Origin of the sequence: Pseudonocardia sp. ICBG1034, from assembly GCF_020131375.1 — a bacterium.
In the GTDB taxonomy this organism is placed as follows: domain Bacteria; phylum Actinomycetota; class Actinomycetes; order Mycobacteriales; family Pseudonocardiaceae; genus Pseudonocardia; species Pseudonocardia alni.
In genome coordinates this window covers 178,789-198,338 of record NZ_JAHLEK010000023.1, presented here as the reverse complement: position 1 = coordinate 198,338, position 19,550 = coordinate 178,789, and the positions used below count along the sequence as shown (strand labels likewise).

The 19,550-nt window shown below is 76.0% G+C and carries 17 protein-coding genes; 12 read left to right on the top strand and 5 right to left on the bottom strand.

Annotated elements, in window-relative coordinates; all coding sequences use genetic code 11:
• Nucleotides 1–213 precede the first annotated feature (213 nt).
• Both KPF22_RS25110 and KPF22_RS25105 read left to right on the top strand, forming a co-directional pair.
• Nucleotides 214–870, top strand: a complete 657-nt coding sequence (locus tag KPF22_RS25110) for a ferritin-like fold-containing protein (protein WP_020625914.1) — start codon at nt 214–216, stop codon at nt 868–870.
• Between the two features lie 105 nt (nt 871–975).
• Nucleotides 976–1,206 carry a DUF3107 domain-containing protein gene (locus tag KPF22_RS25105; protein ID WP_020625913.1) on the top strand — a complete coding sequence of 77 codons (231 nt, stop codon included), beginning with the start codon at nt 976–978 and terminating at the stop codon, nt 1,204–1,206.
• A 78-nt stretch (nt 1,207–1,284) separates the two neighbouring features.
• On the opposite strand, the gene KPF22_RS25100 is transcribed toward KPF22_RS25105, so the two are convergent.
• Together KPF22_RS25100 and KPF22_RS25095 are read right to left on the bottom strand one after the other, a co-directional pair.
• A complete protein-coding gene (locus KPF22_RS25100; protein ID WP_224403466.1) occupies nt 1,285–1,608 on the bottom strand; it encodes a DUF4873 domain-containing protein in 324 nt (107 codons plus the stop codon).
• Entirely contained in the window at nt 1,605–2,303 is a 699-nt protein-coding gene (locus KPF22_RS25095) for a TetR family transcriptional regulator (protein ID WP_224403465.1), read from the bottom strand. The genes KPF22_RS25100 and KPF22_RS25095 overlap by 4 nt, the downstream gene beginning before the upstream one ends.
• A 94-nt stretch (nt 2,304–2,397) precedes the next feature.
• On the opposite strand from KPF22_RS25095, the gene KPF22_RS25090 reads away from it, so the two are divergent.
• Nucleotides 2,398–3,312 carry a diiron oxygenase gene (locus KPF22_RS25090; RefSeq protein WP_224403464.1) on the top strand — a complete coding sequence of 305 codons (915 nt, stop codon included), beginning with the start codon at nt 2,398–2,400 and terminating at the stop codon, nt 3,310–3,312.
• Between the two features lie 14 nt (nt 3,313–3,326).
• Nucleotides 3,327–4,238: an alpha/beta fold hydrolase gene (locus KPF22_RS25085; RefSeq protein ID WP_224403463.1), complete on the top strand. Its 912-nt coding sequence runs from the start codon at nt 3,327–3,329 to the stop codon at nt 4,236–4,238.
• A gap of 29 nt (nt 4,239–4,267) precedes the next feature.
• Here KPF22_RS25085 and KPF22_RS25080 read toward each other — a convergent pair whose 3' ends face one another.
• From KPF22_RS25080 to KPF22_RS25070, 3 genes are all read right to left on the bottom strand, one after another.
• Complete coding sequence (locus KPF22_RS25080) at nt 4,268–4,894, bottom strand: TetR/AcrR family transcriptional regulator (RefSeq protein WP_062400521.1); 627 nt, start codon at nt 4,892–4,894, stop codon at nt 4,268–4,270.
• Between the two features lie 102 nt (nt 4,895–4,996).
• A complete protein-coding gene (locus tag KPF22_RS25075; protein WP_224403462.1) occupies nt 4,997–6,784 on the bottom strand; it encodes an HAD family hydrolase in 1,788 nt (595 codons plus the stop codon).
• A 6-nt stretch (nt 6,785–6,790) separates the two neighbouring features.
• Nucleotides 6,791–7,762 carry a hypothetical protein gene (locus KPF22_RS25070; protein ID WP_208819240.1) on the bottom strand — a complete coding sequence of 324 codons (972 nt, stop codon included), beginning with the start codon at nt 7,760–7,762 and terminating at the stop codon, nt 6,791–6,793.
• A 125-nt stretch (nt 7,763–7,887) separates the two neighbouring features.
• Here KPF22_RS25070 and KPF22_RS25065 point away from each other — a divergent pair, with 125 nt between their 5' ends.
• The 8 genes from KPF22_RS25065 (at nt 7,888) to KPF22_RS25030 (ending at nt 19,539) form a co-directional block, all read left to right on the top strand.
• On the top strand, nt 7,888–8,910 hold the full coding sequence (locus tag KPF22_RS25065) for an alpha/beta fold hydrolase (protein WP_208819238.1): 1,023 nt from the start codon (nt 7,888–7,890) through the stop codon (nt 8,908–8,910).
• Between the two features lie 61 nt (nt 8,911–8,971).
• Complete coding sequence (gene moeZ, locus KPF22_RS25060) at nt 8,972–10,144, top strand: adenylyltransferase/sulfurtransferase MoeZ (RefSeq protein WP_208819236.1); 1,173 nt, start codon at nt 8,972–8,974, stop codon at nt 10,142–10,144.
• A gap of 229 nt (nt 10,145–10,373) precedes the next feature.
• Nucleotides 10,374–12,515, top strand: coding sequence for a hypothetical protein (locus KPF22_RS25055; protein ID WP_224403461.1), 2,142 nt, complete (start codon nt 10,374–10,376; stop codon nt 12,513–12,515).
• 187 nt (nt 12,516–12,702) lie between these two features.
• Nucleotides 12,703–13,530 carry a TIGR02569 family protein gene (locus tag KPF22_RS25050; protein WP_083474553.1) on the top strand — a complete coding sequence of 276 codons (828 nt, stop codon included), beginning with the start codon at nt 12,703–12,705 and terminating at the stop codon, nt 13,528–13,530.
• A 269-nt stretch (nt 13,531–13,799) separates the two neighbouring features.
• Nucleotides 13,800–15,173 (top strand): NarK/NasA family nitrate transporter, encoded by a 1,374-nt coding sequence (locus KPF22_RS25045; protein WP_224403460.1) that lies wholly within the window; start codon nt 13,800–13,802, stop codon nt 15,171–15,173.
• A 3-nt stretch (nt 15,174–15,176) separates the two neighbouring features.
• Nucleotides 15,177–17,318, top strand: a complete 2,142-nt coding sequence (locus KPF22_RS25040) for a molybdopterin oxidoreductase family protein (protein ID WP_224403459.1) — start codon at nt 15,177–15,179, stop codon at nt 17,316–17,318.
• A gap of 183 nt (nt 17,319–17,501) precedes the next feature.
• Entirely contained in the window at nt 17,502–17,879 is a 378-nt protein-coding gene (locus KPF22_RS25035; protein WP_224403458.1) for a hypothetical protein, read from the top strand.
• A gap of 220 nt (nt 17,880–18,099) precedes the next feature.
• Nucleotides 18,100–19,539, top strand: a complete 1,440-nt coding sequence (locus KPF22_RS25030; protein ID WP_224403457.1) for an FAD-dependent oxidoreductase — start codon at nt 18,100–18,102, stop codon at nt 19,537–19,539.
• Nucleotides 19,540–19,550 lie beyond the last annotated feature (11 nt).

Here is a 19,550-nt window from a genome sequence, read left to right as displayed (position 1 = left end):
CGTCCCGTTACCCGGTCCCCGCGCGGTGGGCGCGTCCACATGGAGTTCCATGAGCCCGAAATCCGGTGACGCGCTGCCCGCATGGTACCCGCCGCGGCGCGCGAACACGACGGCGCGGGCGTCGCCGGGTGTGGTGAGTTGTCTCGCCCCGTGGCCCGGGTGGCCGTCGCGGGCCGCCCGGCGGGCCCGTACCGCCCGGTTAGGGTGGCGGTCATGACCACTGGAGGCGACGCGCCGACGGCCGCGACCGTGGAGCTGCTCGGCGTGCTGGCCTACGGCGAGCTGTCGGCGTTCGACCGGCTCGCCGAGGACGCCCGGGCCGCGCCGACGCTGGCCGGCCGCGCGCAGCTGTCGACGATGGCGGCCGCCGAGATCGGCCACTTCCGCCTCATCGAGGACCACCTGGGCCGCAGCGGGATCGCCGTCGCCGACGCCATGGCGCCGTTCGTCGCGCTGATCGACAGCTACCACGCCTCGACCGCCCCGCGGAGCTGGCTGGAGTCGCTGGTCAAGGCCTACCTCGGCGACGGTCTCGGCGCCGACTTCTACCGTGAGGTCGCGGGCTGGGTGGACCCCGGCACCGGCGACCTGGTGCAGCGGGTGCTCGCCGACACCGGGCACTCCGCCTTCGCCGAGCGCGAGGTGCAGGCCGCCTGCGCCGCCAACCCGGCGCAGCGCGACCGGCTGGCCCTGTGGGGCAGGCGGCTGCTCGGTGAGGCCGTCACCCACGCCCAGCGGGTCGTCGCCGAGCGCGACGAGCTGGCCGAGTTCATCGTGCTCGGCTCGGGGGAGAAGGGCGGCGTGGCCGGGCTCATCCGGACGGTGCAGACCGCGCACGGCCGCCGGATGGGCAGGCTCGGACTCTCCTGAGCCCCGGTCCGGCCGTCCGCTCCCGGCTCGCCGATGCTCCGGCCCGATCTGGACTAGCCTGGCGCGGGCAAGGTGATCAGAAGTGACGGATCGGGAGGACCACCGGTGAAGGTCAAGATCGGCATCGCGGAGACCCCGCGGGAGCTCGTGGTGTCCAGCGACCGCACGCCGGACGAGGTGGCCCAGCTCGTGAGCGGGGCGATGAAGTCCGACGACGGGCTGCTGGACCTCACCGACGACGAGGGCCGTCGCTACGTCGTCCCGGTCGCGCGCATCTCGTACGTGGAGATCGGCCCGTCCGAGGAGCGCCGGGTCGGGTTCGGCCTCAGCGGCTGAACGCACACGGAGTCGTCCGGGCCCGGTACCCGTCCGCGGGGCCGGGCCCGACGTGTGTCCGGGTCCGGTGGGCGCGGGTCAGTCGGTCTCCGGCGGGGGCGGCCCGTCCAGCGCGAACGGCGGCCTGCCGGTGCCGGTGATCCGGAACCGGTCCCACACGTCCGGCTCGGACAGGGTGCCGACGGCCGTGTGCCCGGGCGTCCGGACCTCGGCGGTGCCGCCGCGGCTGCCGAGCAGCGCGGTGAGCCGGGGGTGCGCGGCGACCCGGCCGGACCAGTGGAGCCTGCCGTCGAAGGGCTCGTGCCGGGCGTCGAGCAGTACCTCGACGTCGACGGTCTCCCCGTCGAGCACCAGGGTGGCGGGGCCGCGGTAGCCCTCGTCGTGATCGTGGTCGCCGCTCACCGGTCGCGCCCCGAGGCGTCGTCCACCTGCGGCTCGGGGACCAGCCGCAGGATGTCGGCGTTCGCGGTGGGGGAGTCGATCCCGGCGACGCCGGCGATCCCGCCCCAGATCAGGGCGGACAGGTAGTTGGTGAGCGCGTCGCGGCTCATCGTCCGGCGGTCCAGCCACCACTCGCCCGCGGTCTGGACCATCCCGATGATCCCGTGCGCCCACGCCTCCGCGCCGCCGGAGTCGCGGCCCTCGGCGCGCAGCCGCTCCCCGAACAGGGTGGTCAGCAGGGCGCCGATCTGGCCGCGGACGTCCTGCGCGATCTCGGCGCCCGGCACCGGCTCGGCCGGGTTCGCGACGACGAACCGGTACAGCTGGGGCTCGTCCTCGATCATCCCGAGGTAGGCGTCGATGACGGCGGCGACGTGCTCGATCGGCTCGGCCTCGATCGCCAGCACCGGGTAGATCCGCTGCATCAGCATGTCCGCGGCGTGCTCGCTGACGGCCCGCTGCAGGTCGGCGCGATCGGCGAAGTGCCGGTAGAGCACCGGCTTGGTGATGCCGGCCGCGGCCGCGATCTGGGCGACCGAGACCCCCGGGCCGTGCTCGCGGATCGCCTCGACGGCGGCGGAGACCATCTCGGTCCGCCGTTCCTCCCGTCGGCGGCTGCGCGCGTCCGGCTTGACATCCCTCGTGTCCTGGGGCACGTTACCAGTGGTAACCGTTACCGGCGGTAACAGCAAGGGTTCCGGGTGTGGAACCCGCCACCGCAGGCCCCCTCCCAGCAGGAAGGCGCGACCGATGAGCGCTCCCGCCCGCACCGGCAGCAAGACCAACCTCGCCGACCGCGAGGACACCGCCCGACGGCTGCTCAAGAGCTCGGTCACGACCTCCTACGACCCGTCGATCGACATCGACTGGGACGCCCCGCTGGTCGAGGGCAAGTACGGCATCGTCCCCGAGCGCGTGTCGCTCTACGGCACGCCGCTGTGGGACGGCCTCACCGAGGACCAGCGGATCACGCTGTCGGTGCACGAGTTCTGCAGCGTCGCCCGGATCGGGCTGTGGTTCGAGATGATCCTCATGCAGATGCTGCTGCGCTACGCCTACGACCGCGACCCGCGTCGCGCGCACATCCAGTACGCGCTGGTCGAGATCGCCGACGAGTGCCGGCACTCGATGATGTTCGCCAAGGCCACCGAGCGCTACGGCGTGCCGGACTACGCCCCGCGCCGGCTCACCCACGAGCAGGGCCGGCTGATGAAGACCATCGGCACCGGCCCGGCGATGTTCGCCGGCACCCTCTACGTCGAGGAGATCCTCGACCAGCTCCAGCGGGAGGGCATGCGCGACGACCGCGTCCAACCGCTGTCCCGCATGATCAACAAGATCCACGTCACCGAGGAGGCGCGGCACGTCCGCTACGCCCGGGAGGAGCTGCAGCGGATCATGCCGAGGACCAACCGCGCCGAGCGCGCCTGGGCCCGCTACCTCACCGCGCGGATCGCGTTCGTCGTCGCCCGCAACCTCGTCCACCCCGAGGTCTACCGCAGCGTCGGGATCGACCCGGCCGTCGGGCGGAAGGCGGCGCTGGCCAACCCGCACCACCACGAGATGCTGCGCTGGTCCTCGCGCAAGCTCGTGCCGTTCCTGCGCGAGCAGGGGATCGTCGGCGGCCCGACGGAGACCCTGTGGAAGCGCGCCCACCTGATCTGAGGAGGCATCCCGCGATGAGCACACGGATCGTCACCCGCGACGGGACCGGCCTGTTCGCCCGGGTCTCGGGCCCGGAGTCGGCGCCGGTCACGGTGCTGCTGGCGCACGGCTGGACCCTCGACGAGCGCTGCTGGGCCCCGGTCGCCGACGCCCTCGCCGTCGGTGCGCCCGGCGGCGGCCCCGCGCCGCGGGTGATCCGCTACGACCACCGCGCGCACGGCCGCTCCGACGACACCCCCGACGAGCTCAAGACCCTCGACGTCCTCGCCGACGACATGGCCGAGGTGATCACCCGGCTCGCCCCGACCGGGCCGCTGGTGATCGCCGGGCACTCGATGGGCGGGATGACGGCGATGGCGCTGGCCCAGCGCCACCCCGACCTCGTCGCGTCCCGGGTCACCGGCGTCGCGCTCGTCGCGACCGCCAGCGGCGGCCTCGGGGCGGCGGCGACGCTCGGGATGACCGGGCGGCCCGCGAAGATGTTCCTGGCCGGCAAGGACAAGGTGACCGTCAGTCCGCTGTGGACCGGGCGCCGGTCGCTGTCGACCCACCCCACGCTGCTGCGGGCCGCGCTGCAGCCGTTGCTGCTCGGCGCCCGGCCGGACCGGCTCGCCGTCCGCGCGACCTGCGAGGCGATCGCCGACTGTCGCCCGACGACGATCTCCGGGTTCACCCCGACCCTCACCACCCACGAGCGCGACGAGGCGCTGGCGGCGTTCTCGTCGCTGCCGGTGGAGATCCTCGTGGGGACCCGGGACCGGCTCACACCGCCGCGGTTCGCCCGGCGGATCCACCGCAGCCTGCCGCGCGCCGAGCTGACCGTGTTCCCCGGCGCCGGGCACATGCTCCCGGTGGAGCGGGTCGGCGGGGTCACCGGCCGGATCGCCGCGCTGGTGCGCCGGGCCGGGGCGGAGCAGGCGGCCTGAGCCGCCCGCCCCACCGCGGGGCCGGGCCGTCAGATCTGGTCGAGGCCCTGCTTCGGGAACCCGGCGATGCCCCGCCAGGCCAGCGAGGCCATCAGCGCCACGGCCTCGTCGCGCGGGACCCGCTGGTCGGAGTCCAGCCAGAACTGGGCGCCGACCTGGCTCAGCCCGACGAGACCGACGGCGAGCAGCCGCGCACGGTCCTGGTCCAGCCCGGCGTCGGTGGTGACCGCGCCGGCGACCGCGTCGATGCAGCGGTCCAGCGCGCTCTCCACCAGCGCCGCGGCCTCCGGGTCGCCCCGCAGGTCGGACTCGAACACCAGGCGGTAGGCCTTGCCCTCGCCGGCGACGAAGTCGAAGTACGCCGCGACGGCGGCCTGCACGCGCTCCTTGTTGTGCTCGGTCCGCTCGATGGCGTTGGAGACCCGCTCGACGAGCTCCTCGGCGTAGGTCGTGAGCAGCGCCTGGTACAGCTCCAGCTTCCCGGGGAAGTGCTGGTACAGCACGGGCTTGGAGACGCCTGCCCGCTCGGCGATGTCGTCCATCGCGGCGGCGTGGTAGCCCTGGTCGGCGAACACGTCGCGGGCGGCCAGCAGCAGCTGGGCGCGCCGCGCACCGCGGGACAGTCGTGCGCCCCGTGGCGTGGCGGTTCCGGTCATGGGCCCCCTACCTCTCACCCGTCGTGGGAATACCCTACTAGCAGGTAACCGCGTTGACGAACGATCCGTGAACGGGCTTCTCCGCAGAAGGGTGACAACCTCTCACGATCGGCGGCGCGGGCCCCGGGCGGCGAGCCCGAGCGCACCGAGGACCGGCACGGCGGCCACCACGACCGCGGGCGTCCCCAGCACGGCGAGGACCACGCCGGCGACGGCGAGCACCACGGCCGCACGGACGTGCGCGCGGACCTGGGCCCGCGCGCGGCGGGCGATCAGCAGGGCGGCGGCCACCTCGGCGGGGCCGCCACGGGCGCAGATCCTCTCCGATCCGGGTGCGGGCACCACGACCGGGTCCGGCCGCGCGTCCGGGCCGTCCGCGGACCCGGGGCCGGCCCCGTCGTCGGTGGGCCAGGGCACCAGCTCCACGGCCAGGTCGGCGGCGGCCAGGGCGGCCCCGTCGGTGGCCGGGTCGGCCGCCACCGCGACCGTGCGGCCGCGTACCCGCAGCCCGGCGACGGCCGCGGCCCGCGCCGCCGCGTCCAGACCCGGGCGGACGGCGTCGGGGTCGGCCGGGTCGAGACCGGACGCCGCGGCGAGGGCACGGGCGGCGCCGTCGTCGTCGGGGGTGAGCAGGACCGGCGCGACCCCGGCCGCGGCCAGTTCCGCCACCCCCGGTCGGGCCGCGGGGTGCGGCGCCCGCGGCAGCGCGAGCACGGCGCGGGCGCACCCGTCCCAGGCGACGACGAGGACGGCGCGGCCCTCGGCCACCGCCCGCTCCCGCTGCACCGCCAGCGGCGGGGGCACCCGGATCCCGTGCTCGGCCAACCAGTCCGGGCTGCCGAGCAGGACCGCGTGCGCGACGACGGTCGCCGTGGCGCCGCCGTCGCCCGGGCCGGGCTCCCGCAGCTCGGCCACCAGGCCGGACACCCCGAGGCCGGGATGCTCGTCGGCCTCGGCGACGTCGGGCACCGGGCCGTCGACGGCGTCGGCCAGCGCCCGCGCCGCGACGCGCAGGTCCGACCCGGGCCGCGCGCCCGCCGCGACCGACGCGGCCAGCCGCAGCACCAGCGCCGGGTCCTCGCCCCGGCCCGCGTGCACGGTGACCGTCCCGGGGCCGGTGCCGGTCAGCACGTCCGGCCCGGCCAGCGCGACGGTGTCCACCCGGCCCACGAGTCCCGGGCCGCCCGCGGGCCCGGTCCAGCCCACCGGCTCGCGACGCCCGGGCAGTGGCGACGGCAGCCGCACCGCGTCCCCGCCCGCCCGGTCCGCCGCCCGCAGCGCCGCCGGCAACGCGGCCAGCAGCGGCACCGGGCAGGCCCCGACCAGCACCGCGATCCCGGCCGGGACCGCGACGGGCCACGGGGTGCCGGTGCCCGCCGCGAACGCGGTCACCGCGACCGCGGCCAGCGCCGCGGGCGGGGTGAGCAGGGCGCTCCACCGGTCCGCGACGGTGCGCAGGCCCGCGCGGACCTCGTCGGCGTCCCCGTCGGCCGGGCGCCCGGTGCGCTGCACCGCGGCCGCGACGACGGTCAGCACCGCGGCGGCGCCGGGCAGCAGGACGGGCCCGGCGAGCGGGTCGGCCGGCACCGCGTCCGCGCCCGCGGGCGAGACCGCCGCGACGGCCAGCACCGCGGCCGACCACCCCAGCGCGGCGAGCACGGCCGCCGCGACGCCGGTCTCGGCGGTCACCGTGCCCTCCCGCAGGCCACGCACGGCGACGCGCAGACCCGCGCGCCCCGTCGTCGCGACGACGGCGAGGGCGACCAGCAGGGCGGCCGTCGCGCAGGGCGGGGCCCACGCCGCGCCGGCGAGTGCCGGGCCGGCGAGCGGCAGCAGCAGGGCGAGCAGGGCCGCCGTCGGCGGGGCGACGGCCCGCAGGACCGGAGGCAACCGCCGTCAGCTCCCCGGGGCGGTCGGGAGCGTGAACTCGCACGACCGCAGCACACCGCCGGAGCGGTAGTCGAGGAACAGCCGGTAGCTGCCCGGGGCGGGGACCGACACCGCGAACGCCACCCCGGGGCCGGACCGGTCGGTCGCGGCCGCGCCGGTGATCTCGGGACGGACCGGGAACCGGGCCAGGTCGCCCTGGCGGACCGCGGTCATCCGGCCGAACGCGCCGCCGTCGACGGGCTCGAGGTCGGTGACCGGGGTGCCGTCGCGCCCCACCGTCGCGAACAGCCGGGACTCCCCGCCGGGGACCAGGGCGCCGTCGAGACGGACCTGCTGGTCACTGCCCCCGCAGAGCCCCGCCCGGTTCTCGGCCGGGAAGGTGAAGGCACCGTAGGTACCGGGGACGTGCAGGTCGGCCCCGAGGTCCAGGTGCGGGCCGCCGGTCGGGGTGAACCCGGCGTACAGCCGCCACACGCCCTGGCCGGGGAACCGGACCGGCGCGCGCCACACGCCGTCGGGGCCCTGGGTGGCGCGCAGCCGCATGTAGCCGGCGACGTCGCGTCGCAGCACGGCGACGTCCATGACCCCGGAGCCGTCGGAGGGGGCGTCGAACCGGGTCACCGGGGCGCCGTCGGAACCGGTCACGGTGAACGCGACCTCGGTGGGCTCGCGCCAGGGGTGGACGGTCCCGACCGGGGTCAGGGTGTAGCCGGCCGCGGTGGTGAGCACGCCGCCCGCGCCGGTCGTCGCGTCGCCGGTGGCCAGGCCGGCCGCGAGGACGCCGTCGTCGCCGCGCTCGTCGCCGGGGTCGCCGGCCCGCGCGTCGGCGGCCGGGGTCGCCGAGAGGGCGCCCACCGCACCGCCCGCCGTCCAGGCCGCGGTGAACACCAGCACCGACGCGGCGCCGAAACCGGCGAGCCGGGCCGCGGCCGATCCGGCGATCCGCCCCATGCCCACCTCCTCCGTCGCGTCGTCCACGGGGTACAACGTCCGGGGGGCGATCTCGTTGCGCTCCGTGGAGCGCCGGATGCGGACGGTGATCACAGCGAGACGGGGATCACCCGGCGCGGCGGGTGACGCGCACGACACGTCATGCTGGTCGGATGGTCGCCGCCCCGTCGATGTCCGTTCACCCGCCCGTCACCGTGCCCGCCCCGGTGACGGCGCCGGGTGCCGCGACGTCCCCGGGCACCGCGGGACCGGCGGCCGCGGAACCGGCCGCGGCGGAGCGCCCGCCGTGGCCCGGCCGCGCGGTCACCTCCGGCGGGGTCACCCTGCACGTGCGCGAGACCCCCGGCTCCGGCGACGCCGACGCCGTCTACGTCCACGGGCTCGCCGGGTCGGCCACGAACTGGACCGACCTCGCCGGGCTCCTCGCACCACGGGCGGCCGGCCTGTCCGTCGACCTGCCGGGGTTCGGGCTGTCCGAGCCGACCGCCGTCGCCGACTTCGGCCCGGACGGCATGGCGGACGCGCTGCTGTGCTGGCTGGCCGGGCGCGACCGCCCGGTGCACCTGGTCGGCAACTCCCTCGGCGGTGTGATCGCGACGACGGTGGCGGCCCGCCGTCCCGAGCTCGTCCGCAGCCTCACCCTGGTCTCGCCCGCGGTGCCGGACCGGCGCCCCGACCCGCGACGCCTGTCGGACCCGCGGATGGCGCTGGCCATGGTGCCGCTGCTCGGGCGCGGCGCGCGGCGGGCGCTGGCCGAGGAGCCGCTGCGGGCCCGCGCCGAGCGGATCGTGAAGGTCTGCTTCGCCGACCCGCAGCGCGGCTCCGCCCGCCGGCTCGAGGAGCTGATCTCCGAACACGAGCACCGCGCGACGCTGCCCTGGGCCGGCGCGGCCACCGACGGCGCCACCCGCGGTCTGCTCGGGCTGTGGGCGGGGCGCGAGATCTGGCGCCGGATGGCCCGGGTGCGGGTGCCGTCGCTGGTGGTGTGGGGCGAGCAGGACCGCATCGTGTCCCCGCGACTGGCCGCGCGGACCGCGGCCACACTGCCCGGGGCGCGGCTGCTGGTGCTGCCCCGGGCCGGGCACGTCGCGCAGATCGAGCGGCCCGCGGCGGTGGCCGACGCCGTCGCCGCGCTGTGGGACACGGTGCCGGTCGGAGCGGGTGCGGGAAGATGACGCGCACGTGGCGCGTTGAGACGCCCTGAGACCCGCACGCAACCCGCGAGGAGTGGACGAGATGGCGCTACCGCCACTGGTGGAGCCGGCAGCCGAGCTCACCAAGGACGAGGTCGAGCGGTACAGCCGCCACCTCATCATCCCCGACGTCGGGATGGACGGGCAGAAGCGCCTGAAGAATGCGAAGGTGCTGGTCGTCGGCGCGGGCGGCCTCGGCTCGCCCGCCCTGCTGTACCTGGCCGCCGCGGGCGTCGGCACCCTGGGCATCGTCGAGTTCGACGTCGTCGACGAGTCGAACCTGCAGCGTCAGGTGATCCACGGGCAGTCCGACGTGGGCCGCCCGAAGGCCGAGTCGGCCCGCGACTCGATCCGCGAGGTCAACCCCTTCGTCGACGTCCGCCTGCACGACGAGCGCCTCACCAGCGAGAACGTGCTGGACGTCTTCCGGGACTACGACCTGATCCTGGACGGCACCGACAACTTCGCCACCCGCTACCTGGTGAACGACGCGGCGGTGCTGCTCGGCAAGCCCTACGTCTGGGGCTCGATCTTCCGGTTCGAGGGTCAGGCGTCGGTCTTCTGGGAGGACGCCCCGAACGGGCAGGGCCTCAACTACCGCGACCTCTACCCCGAGCCGCCGCCGCCCGGGATGGTCCCCTCCTGCGCCGAGGGCGGCGTGCTGGGCGTGCTCTGCGCGTCGATCGGCTCGATCATGGTCAACGAGGCGATCAAGCTGCTCACCGGGATCGGTGAGCCGCTGCTCGGCCGACTGGTGATCTACGACGCGCTGGAGACCACCTGGCGCCAGGTGAAGATCCGCAAGGACCCGGAGACGCCGAAGATCACCGAGCTGATCGACTACGAGGCGTTCTGCGGCACCGTGACGCAGGAGGCGCAGGACGCGGCCGCCGGCAGCACGATCACCGTCGGCGAGCTCAAGCAGATGATCGACGCGGGCAAGGACTTCCAGCTCATCGACGTCCGCGAGCCGCACGAGTACGAGATCGTGAGGATCCCGGGCTCGGTCCTGATCCCGAAGGACCGGATCCTGTCCGGTGCCGCGCTGTCGGAGATCGCCCAGGACAAGCCGGTCGTGCTGCACTGCAAGTCCGGCGGCCGGTCCGCCGAGGCCCTGGCCGCGCTGCACAAGGCCGGGTTCCGCGACGCCGTCCACGTCGGCGGCGGGGTGCTGTCCTGGGTCAAGCAGATCGACCCGTCGCAGCCCACCTACTGACCGGGGCCGACCCGCACCGCCCTACACCGACGGCCGCCGTCACCGGTACACCCGGGACGGCGGCCGTCGCCGTTCCTGGTGTGGCACAGCGTGACCGCTTATCGATCGCACGCGACCGTCCGAGTGAACATCGTCCGTTCAGCCCTGCATTTCGCCCGTTGGGCGAAACATGTCGACCGATCGTCGCGACATGGGGATGCACGCGATCACTAGGTCGGGAGGACGCTCGGTGGAGGACTCGCTGCGCACATGCGCCCTGCAGGGGTGCGACGCACCGTTGGAGCCCACGGGGGACGTGTCCGGCGGCCGTCCACAGCGGCGCTACTGCTCCGCCGCCCACCGGCTGGCGGCCCGCCAGGTCCGCCGGGCCGCGGCACAGGCGGCGGGGGACCAGCGGCTCGCCGACACGCTGCCGTGGCTGCGTGAGCCCGAGGCCGTCGAGGCCGACGAGCGCGTGGAGCCCGCCCGGCGGGGGACGGCGACCCGCCGCCCCGTCGTGGCGCGGCAGGCCGCGTCGGCGGGCCCGGACCGCCCCGGACCGCTGCGTGCCCCGCGCAGCCCGCTGCGGCACCGGCGCACGCTGGCCCTGATCGGGGCGACGGCCGTGCTCCTCGGCGGGTACGCGCTGACGACCTCGCCGGCGGTGACCGGGGTCCCGGCGCCGCAGGACCGCACCGCCGACCAGTGGGCCGGGCAGGCCCGCATCGCGCTGGCGGCGCTCGACGACAAGCTCGGGACGCTCAACGCGAGCGAACGGACCTGGCGGGCGTCCGCGCACGAGCCGGACCGCACCCCGGCCGCGGTCGCGAAGCTGCAGCAGCAGCGCGACACCCTGCTCCAGCAGCGCGCCGCCCTGCAGTCGCAGCTGCAGGTCTACACGTCCCGGCAGGACGCCGTGGACGCGCTGGCCGCCGCCGAGCAGCAGCTCGCCGAGATGGACCGGATCGTCGCCGACCTGCCGCCGGCCACCCGCCGGACCCCCGACCAGATGGCCGCGGCCGCGTCGCTGGAGGAGCAGCGCGACCTGCGCGCCCGCAACCGCGACGCCTGCGCGGAGCGGCTGGCCGCCATCGACGACGGCATCGACCGGGCCCGCACCGCCCCGCTGCCCGGCGACGGCGACGAGACCGAGAAGGTCTCCGACGACGTGCTGGCCCTCGCCCGCGGCGAGGACCCCGCCACCCCGGAGCCGTCCGGGGTGCGCCGCAACCCCGAGGTCCTGGCCGGGGGCCGGGAGACCGCCGGGGACCGCGAGCGCGACGACGTCGGCACCAGTGGCCCGCCCGACCCGCGGGGCCCGCTGGACGAGACCCGGCCGCGGGCCGAGGGGCCGGAGGGCGCCTCGGCCCGCGGGCCGGGCAGCACACCCGGCCGGGACGCGGGTCCGGGGGAGAAGCTCGGTGGTGCCGTGTCCGGTGCCGCCGACGGCGTCGCCGGCCTGACCGGCGGCGAGCCGGGCCCCGGCGACGGCGCGGGCTCCGGTGCGGGTTCGGGCGCGGGTTCGGGCGCCGCGAGGAAGGCCGATCGGCCCGAGGTCATACCGGCGTCGTCCGAGGGGCCGGTCGAGAAGGTCGGAAACGGCGTCGGCAAGGCCGCGCAGGGCGTCGGGGACACCGCCGAATCGCTGGGCCGGGGTGTCGACGACGTCGCGGGCGGGCTGACCGGGAAGAAGTCCGGCTCGGGTTCCGGCGGCTCGGACGCCGGGTCCTCCGGTCCGTCCGACGAGGCCCCCGCCCGGTCCGCCCCCGCGCCGCGGAAGGACCCCGCGCCGCGGGAGGAGTCCTCGCCGCGCGCGGCCGCGTCCCCTGCGAGCCCGCCCGCGTCGACCGCCCCGGCGGAGAGCCCCGGCACGGAGCGCTCCGGCTCGGGAGCGCAGGGGTCCGGCGGGAGCCGCGGCTCCGGCGGCATCGTCAGCGCCGTGGCCGGGTCCTACGTCGAGTCCGCCATGGGGCGGGAGGCGGCGGCGCCGGTGCTGGCGGAGGCCGACCGGCAGGCAGCGGAGCAGATGGCCGAGCGCAGCGGGTCCTCCGGGGCCCGGTCCGGCGGCTCGTCCGGCTCCTCCGACGGCTCGAGACCGGACTCGCGGTCCTCCGGCTCCCGCTCCTCCGGATCGGACTCCGACTCCGGATCCTCGGGGTCGCGGTCGTCCCGGTCCTCGGACTCCGGTTCGTCCTCCCGGTCGTCGGACTCGGGCTCGTCGTCGTCCCGGTCGTCCGGCTCGGGCTCCTCGTCCTCCTCGGACTCGGGGTCGTCGGACTCGGGGTCGTCGCGGAGCAGCAGCTCGGACGACTCCCGCTCCTCGTCCTCGGACTCCGGCTCGCGGTCGTCGGGGTCGGACTCGGACGCGGGCGGCGGCAGCTCCTGGTATTGACGGGGCCGCCCGCGGCCGGCTCGTACGGAGCGGTACGCAGGGGGGCGTGGCGAGCGCACCCGCGCGGCCCGGCAGCCGCCCCACCGGCCCCGATCGGTCCACCGTTCACCCGATCGGTCGTGGCGCGTCGCGCGGTTCGGGCGTGGCGCGACGAACGCAGGCCGGTGACGCGGGTACCGTCCCCGCTGTGACCGCTGCCCGCACGCTCGCCACCGCGCCGGCCGCGAGCGTCCTGCCCGAGCACGTCCGCACCGCCTTCGGCGTGCGCGAGACGTCCCCCCGTCCCGTCGTGTGGGCGGGCCAGCGGGCCTGGCAGTGCGGGGACGTGCTGCTGCGGCCGGTGTCCGACCACGTCGTCGCCGCCTGGTCGGCGACGGTCCTGGAGAACCTCGAGGTCGACGGTGTCCGCCTCGCCCGCCCCGTCCGCAGCTCGGACGGCCGGTGGGTCGTGGGCGGCTGGGCCGCGTCCCGGCACGTGCCCGGCGTCCCCGAGCCGCGGCACGACGAGGTCGTCGCCGCGTCGCTGCGGCTGCACGCCGCCACCGCGACCGTGCTGCGCCCGCGCCTGCTCGACGACCGCGACGACCTGCTGTCCCGGTCCGCGGCCGCTGCGTTCGGCGAGCGCCGCCTGGACCTGCACCCCGAGACCGGCGGCCGGCTGTTCGCCGAGCTCGCCGCGCACCGCCGCACGATCCGGCTCACCCCGCAGGTCGTGCACGGCGAGCTGTTCGGCGCCATGCTGTTCGACCCGACGGGGCGGCCCGCGGTGCTCGACCTCGTGCCGTTCTGGCGGCCCGCGGAGTGGGCGGCGGCGGTCGTCGTCGTCGACGCGGTCGCCTGGGGCGGTGCCGACGAGGAGCTGATCGAGCGCTGGTCGGAGCTGCCCGAGTGGCCGCAGTCGCTGCTGCGGGCGGTGCTCTACCGGCTGGCCCTGCACGCCCAGCACCCGGACGCGACGACCGAGTCGCTCACCGGGATCGAGCGGGTCGCGAGCCTGGTCAGCCGCCGGCTCTGACGTGGCCGCTCCCGGCACGCCGCTGCTCACCGGCGCCGCGGGGAACACGGGGACGCGGTTACGTCCCCGGCCGACCCGGCGCACCACCGGGTGGGCGGCGCGTTCTGCGACGCCCCGCTCGGCGTCCCGATGCACTGAAGCGGCTCACAGCCGTCGCGACACCCGTGTGAGATAAGCGTTGCGGGGGTGTCACACGGGGCCACCCGTCGGAAACTGGGGCTCCCTAGCGTCGTCGACGACGTGACCGCCGGCGATCAGGAGACCGATCCGTGACCACCACCTCTGCCCCGGGGCGCCGCATCGGCGGCCGCTGGATCGACCACTGGGACCCCGAGGACGAGGGGTTCTGGCAGCGCACCGGCTCGGCGATCGCCCGTCGCAACCTGTGGCAGTCGATCTTCTCCGAGCACATCGGCTTCTCGATCTGGACCATCTGGTCGGTCCTGGTGCTGTTCATGGGGCCCGAGTACGGGTTCACCGCGGCACAGAAGTTCTTCCTGGTCGCCGTACCCACGCTGGTCGGGTCGATCCTGCGGCTGCCCTACACCTTCGCCGTCGCCCGCTTCGGCGGCCGCAACTGGACGATCTTCGCGGCGTCGTTGCTGATCGTGCCCACGATCCTGGCGATGGTCGTGCTCGAGCCGGGCGTGTCGTACACGACCCTGCTGGTCGTCGCGGCGGTCGCCGGAGTCGGCGGCGGCAACTTCGCGTCGTCGATGGCGAACATCAACGCGTTCTTCCCGGAGAAGGAGAAGGGCTGGGCGCTGGGGCTCAACGCCGGCGGCGGCAACCTCGGCGTGCCGGTCGCGCAGCTGCTCGGCCTGCTCGTCATCGCCACCCTCGGCGCCGGCTCCCCGCGGGTGCTGCTGGCGGTCTACCTGCCGTTCATCGTGATCTCGGCGTTCCTGGCGTGGAAGCGGATGGACAACATCGCCGCCATGTCCAACGACACCGGCGCCTTCACCGAGGCCTGCCGGGACCGCCAGACCTGGATCATGTCGTTCCTCTACATCGGGACGTTCGGGTCGTTCATCGGCTACTCGTTCGCCTTCGGCCTGGTCCTGCAGAACCAGTTCGACCGGACGCCGTTGCAGGCCGCCGCGGTCACCTTCATCGGCCCGCTCATCGGGTCGCTGATCCGCCCCTACGGCGGCAAGCTCGCCGACCGGTTCGGCGGCGCGGTCGTCACGCTGTGGAACTTCGTCGGCATGGCCGTCGCCACGCTGGTGATCATCTTCGCCTCGGGGATCGAGTCGCTGACGCTGTTCACCATCGGCTTCATCGCCCTGTTCACGTTGTCCGGCGTCGGCAACGGCTCGACCTACAAGATGATCCCGGCGATCTTCACCGGGCGGGCGCGCGTCGCGATCGCCGGGGGCGCGGACCGCGGGACCTCGTTCGACACCGCGCGACGGCTCTCCGGCGCGGTCATCGGCATCGCCGGCGCGGTCGGGGCGCTGGGCGGGCTGTTCATCAACCTCGCGTTCCGCCAGTCGTTCATGACGGTCCAGTCCGGCACGCCCGCGTTCTGGAGCTTCCTGGCGTTCTACGTCCTCTGCATCGGCGTCACGTGGGCGGTGTACCTGCGCCCGCGCGCCGCCCTGGTCGGGAGCACCGAGGCCGCCGCGATGGCCCGGGTCTGAGCCGTGGGTCCGGACGACCGGACCGCCACCCACTGCCCGTACTGCGCCCTGCAGTGCGGGCAGTGGGTCGGCCCGTCCGGCGAGGTCGACGCCCGTGACTTCCCGACCAACGCCGGGGGCATGTGCCAGAAGGGCTGGACCTCCGGCGCTCTGCTCACCCATCCGCAACGCCTGACGTCGCCGCTGGTCAGGACCTCGCGGACGGCCGGTTTCGTCGAGACCGGCTGGGCCGACGCGCTCACCGGCGTCGCCGCGCGGCTCGCCGCGCTGCGTGCCGAGCACGGACCCGACTCGGTCGCGGTGTTCGGCGCGGGCGGGCTGACCAACGAGAAGGCCTACCTGCTCGGGAAGTTCGCCCGGGTCGCGCTGGGCACCAGCCAGATCGACTACAACGGACGGTTCTGCATGTCCTCGGCGGCCGCCGCGGGCAACCGGGCCTTCGGCGTCGACCGCGGGCTGCCGTTCCCCGTCACCGACCTCGACGACGCCGAGCTGGTCGTCCTCGCCGGCGCGAACGTCGCCGAGACCATGCCGCCCCTGATGTCGCACCTGACCGGCGCGCGCCTGGTCGTCGTCGACCCGCGGCGCACCCCGACCGCGGAGCGCGCGCTCGCCTCCGGCGGGCTGCACCTGGCGCCGCGCCCGGGCACCGACCTGGTCCTGGCGCTGGGGATGCTGCATGCCGCCGTCGTCGACGGGCACCTCGACCTGTCCTACGTGGACGACCGGACGACCGGTTTCGACGACGTCTGGGCGATCGCCTCGCAGTGGTGGCCCGAGCGCGCGGAGCGGGTCTGCGGCGTCGCCGCCACCGACATGCGCACCGTCGTGCGCTGGCTCGCGGAGTCCACGCGGCGCTACGTGCTCACCGCGCGCGGCGCCGAGCAGCACGCGCACGGCGTCGACACCGTCGCCGCGTGGATCAACCTGTCGCTGGCGCTCGGCCTGCCCGGCCGCCCCGGCTCCGGGTTCGGGACGATCACCGGGCAGGGCAACGGCCAGGGCGGGCGGGAGCACGGACAGAAGTCCGACCAGCTGCCCGGCTACCGGCACATCGCCGACCCGGCCGCCCGCGCGCACGTCGCACGGGTGTGGGGGGTGCCGGAGCCCTCGATCCCCGGGCCCGGCCGCAGCGCCGTCGAGCTCCTCGACTCCCTCGGCCGCCCCGGCGGGCCGAAGGCGCTGCTGGTGTTCGGCTCGAACGTGCTCGTCTCCGCGCCCGACGCCCGCGCCGTCGCCGAGCGGCTCGACGCGCTGGACCTGCTCGTCGTCGCCGACGTGCTGCCCGGCGAGACCGCGCTGCGCGCCGACGTCCTGCTCCCCGTCGCCCAGTGGGCCGAGGAGGAGGGGACCATGACCAACCTGGAGGGGCGGGTCCTGCGCCGCCGTCGCGCGCTCGCCCCGCCGCCCGGGGTGCGCACCGACCTCGAGGTGATCGCCGGACTGGCCGCGGCCCTCGACGCGCCGGGGGAGTTCCCCGCCGATCCGCGGACCGTGTTCGACGAGCTGCGGCGCGCCTCGGCCGGTGGGATCGCCGACTACGCGGGCGTGTCCTACGACCGGCTCGACGCGGGCGAGGCCCTGCACTGGCCGGTCCCCGCCGACGACCACCCCGGGACCCCGCGGCTGTTCACCGAGCGCTTCGGCCACCCGGACGGACGCGCCCGGATGCTGCCGGTCGACCACGTCGAGCCGGACGAGGGCACGGACGGCGGCTTCCCGCTGACCGTGACGACCGGGCGGGTGCTGGTGCACTACCAGTCCGGCGCGCAGACCCGGCGGGTCGCCGAGCTGGCGGACGTCGCGCCCGAGGTGTTCGTCGAGGTGCACCCGGACACCGCCGCCCGGCACGGTCTCGCCGACGGCGACCTGGCCGACGTCGTGTCCCGGCGCGGGACGACGACGGCGCGTGTCCGCTGTGTCGCCTCGCTGCGCCCGGACACGGTGTTCCTGCCCTTCCACTTCGGTGGGGCGGGGGCGGCGAACAACGTCACCAACCCGGCCCTGGATCCGGTGAGCCGGATGCCGGAGTTCAAGGTGGCCGCGGTGCGGCTGGAACCCGCCTCGACGGGCCGGAACCCCTCCGACGGATCCGGCACCGCCACCGAGCTGAGCCCCACCGGCGCGGGTCGGTCCGCGCGCTGATCCGCTGCTCGCGCGCGTCGGGACACGCGCGAGCAGCGGATCACCGCGCGCTCTGCGGATCACCGCGCGCTCTGCGGATCACCGCGCGGACGGTGGGCGCCGCGCCCGCTGCCGGGGGAGCCGCCGGGGCTCGCACCGGAAATCGTGCAGCCGTCGAGCGTTGTTAGGGATACCCTGACGGACATGTCCGCGCCCGAGCACCGCACCCTCGTCGACCACGCCCTCGTCGTCGACGTCACCGGGGCGGCCCGAGCCGTCACCGCGGCGGCGGTCGCCGAGCTGGACCGCCGCGCCGACGCCGTCGCCGGTGTCCCGCCGCTGCCCGGCACGCCGGAGTGGGAGGCCGAGCAGGGCACCGACGGCCCGGCCCGTCGCGAGACCGCCTGGCAGCTGGCCGCGTTCCGGATCGCGCTGGCCGCCGGCCTCGACCCGTTGCCGCAGCTGGTCGGGCTCCGCCGTATCGGGGTCAGCTGGGAGACGGTCGGCCGTGCCGCCGGGATCACCCGCCAGTCCGCGCACGAGCGGTGGTCGGCGCGCGTCGCCGGCGTCCTCGACCGCTGAACGCAGCACCCGGCACGTCGCGACGGCGCACCCCGCGCGCTGCACGGGCGCACCTCGCACGCTCCCGCCCCACGTCGCACACCCTGCAGAGGCTGCGAGGTGGGAGGAACCGCTGCGAGGTCCCGGCTCACGGAGGGCGCCCGCCGAGAATGAGGACCTCGTAACGCCCGTGCAATGGCCGGCGTTCTGCCCGTAACCCCCCGTTCCTACCGTCGGTGTCATGAGCAGGCGCGTGGTGGTGATCGGGCACGGCATGGTCGGCGCCCGTTTCGTGGAGGAGGTCCGCCGGCGCGACCCGGACGGCGAGCGGGTGACGCTCACCGTCCTCGGCGCGGAGTCCCGCCCCGCGTACAACCGGGTGCTGCTGTCCACCGTGCTCGCCGGCGGGCTGCGGCCCGCCATGGTCGCGCTGCCCGTCGTCGACGGCATCGCCCTGCACACCGGCGTCGCGGCGACGGCGTTCGACCGGACCGCGCGCGTCGTCCACGCCGACGACGGCACCGTCCACCCCTACGACGAGCTGGTCCTCGCCACCGGCTGCCGCGCCTGGCTGCCGCCGGTCGACGGTCTCGCCGACCCCGGGGCCCCGGAGGTCCCGGCCCGCGGCGTGAGCCTGTTCCGCGACCTCGACGACTGCGGGCGCATCCTCGACGCGGCCGCGCCGGGCGCGCGGATCGCCGTCGTCGGGGGCGGGCTGCTCGGGGTCGAGGCCGCCCGCGGACTCGCCGGACGCGGTGTCGCCGTCACCCTCGTGCACCCGCGCACCCACCTGATGGAGCGCCAGCTCGACGCCGGCGCCGGTGAGGTGCTCGCGACCGCGCTGCGCGGGCTCGGGGTCGACGTCCGCTGCGGTGTCGGCGCCAAGGCCTGGGACCCCGAGGCCGGCCTGGACTGCGACGACGGTTCCCGGATCGCCGCGGACCACGTCGTCGTCGCCGCCGGGGTGCGTGCGAACAGCGGGCTGGCCGCCGACGCCGGGCTCGCGGTCGACCGGGGGATCCTCGTCGACGACCGCCTCGCCACCGCCGACGGCCGGGTGCACGCCCTCGGTGACTGCGCGCAGCACGCCGGCGCCCCGGGCGGGCTCGTGCAGTCCGGCTGGGAGCAGGCCGCCGTCCTCGCCGACCTGCTGACCGGCACCGACCCGGCCGCGCGCTACCGCGGCACCCGCCCGGTCACCCGGCTCAAGGCGCGCGGCATCGACCTCGCCGCCCTCGGCGACCCCACCGCGGGCGACGAGGAGCTGCGTGTCTCCGACCCCCGCCGCGGCCGCTACGGCGTGCTCGCGCTGCGCGACGACCGCGTCGTCGGGGCCGTCCTCATGGGACTGCCCGACGCCGCCGCCATGATCACCGGGCTCTACGACTCCGGCGCCCCCGCTCCCTCCGACCGGCTCGCGCTGCTGCTCGGCCGGGCCCTGCCCGGCGAGACGTCGCCCGCCACCGACCCGGTCCGGATGCCGGGAAGCGCCGTGGTCTGCCGCTGCAACAGCGTCACCAAGAACGCGCTGGTCACCGCGTGGCGCGCGGGCGCCCACGACGTCGACGCGCTGTCGCGGCGCACCCGGGCCGCCACCGGCTGCGGGAGCTGCCGCGACGTCGTCTGCGGGATCCGGGACTGGCTCGCCGACATCGACCCGCCGCAGGAGAGCGCGGCATGAAGGAGCAGAGC

Excerpts from the sequence above, each read along its gene's own strand:
- KPF22_RS25080 (WP_062400521.1), bottom strand. The coding sequence starts at position 4,894 with ATGACCGGAACCGCCACGCCACGGGGCGCACGACTGTCCCGCGGTGCG.
- KPF22_RS25065 (WP_208819238.1), top strand. The coding sequence starts at position 7,888 with ATGGTCGCCGCCCCGTCGATGTCCGTTCACCCGCCCGTCACCGTGCCC.
- moeZ (WP_208819236.1), top strand. The coding sequence starts at position 8,972 with ATGGCGCTACCGCCACTGGTGGAGCCGGCAGCCGAGCTCACCAAGGAC.
- KPF22_RS25110 (WP_020625914.1), top strand. The coding sequence starts at position 214 with ATGACCACTGGAGGCGACGCGCCGACGGCCGCGACCGTGGAGCTGCTC.
- KPF22_RS25035 (WP_224403458.1), top strand. The coding sequence starts at position 17,502 with ATGTCCGCGCCCGAGCACCGCACCCTCGTCGACCACGCCCTCGTCGTC.
- KPF22_RS25090 (WP_224403464.1), top strand. The coding sequence starts at position 2,398 with ATGAGCGCTCCCGCCCGCACCGGCAGCAAGACCAACCTCGCCGACCGC.
- KPF22_RS25030 (WP_224403457.1), top strand. The coding sequence starts at position 18,100 with ATGAGCAGGCGCGTGGTGGTGATCGGGCACGGCATGGTCGGCGCCCGT.
- KPF22_RS25085 (WP_224403463.1), top strand. The coding sequence starts at position 3,327 with ATGAGCACACGGATCGTCACCCGCGACGGGACCGGCCTGTTCGCCCGG.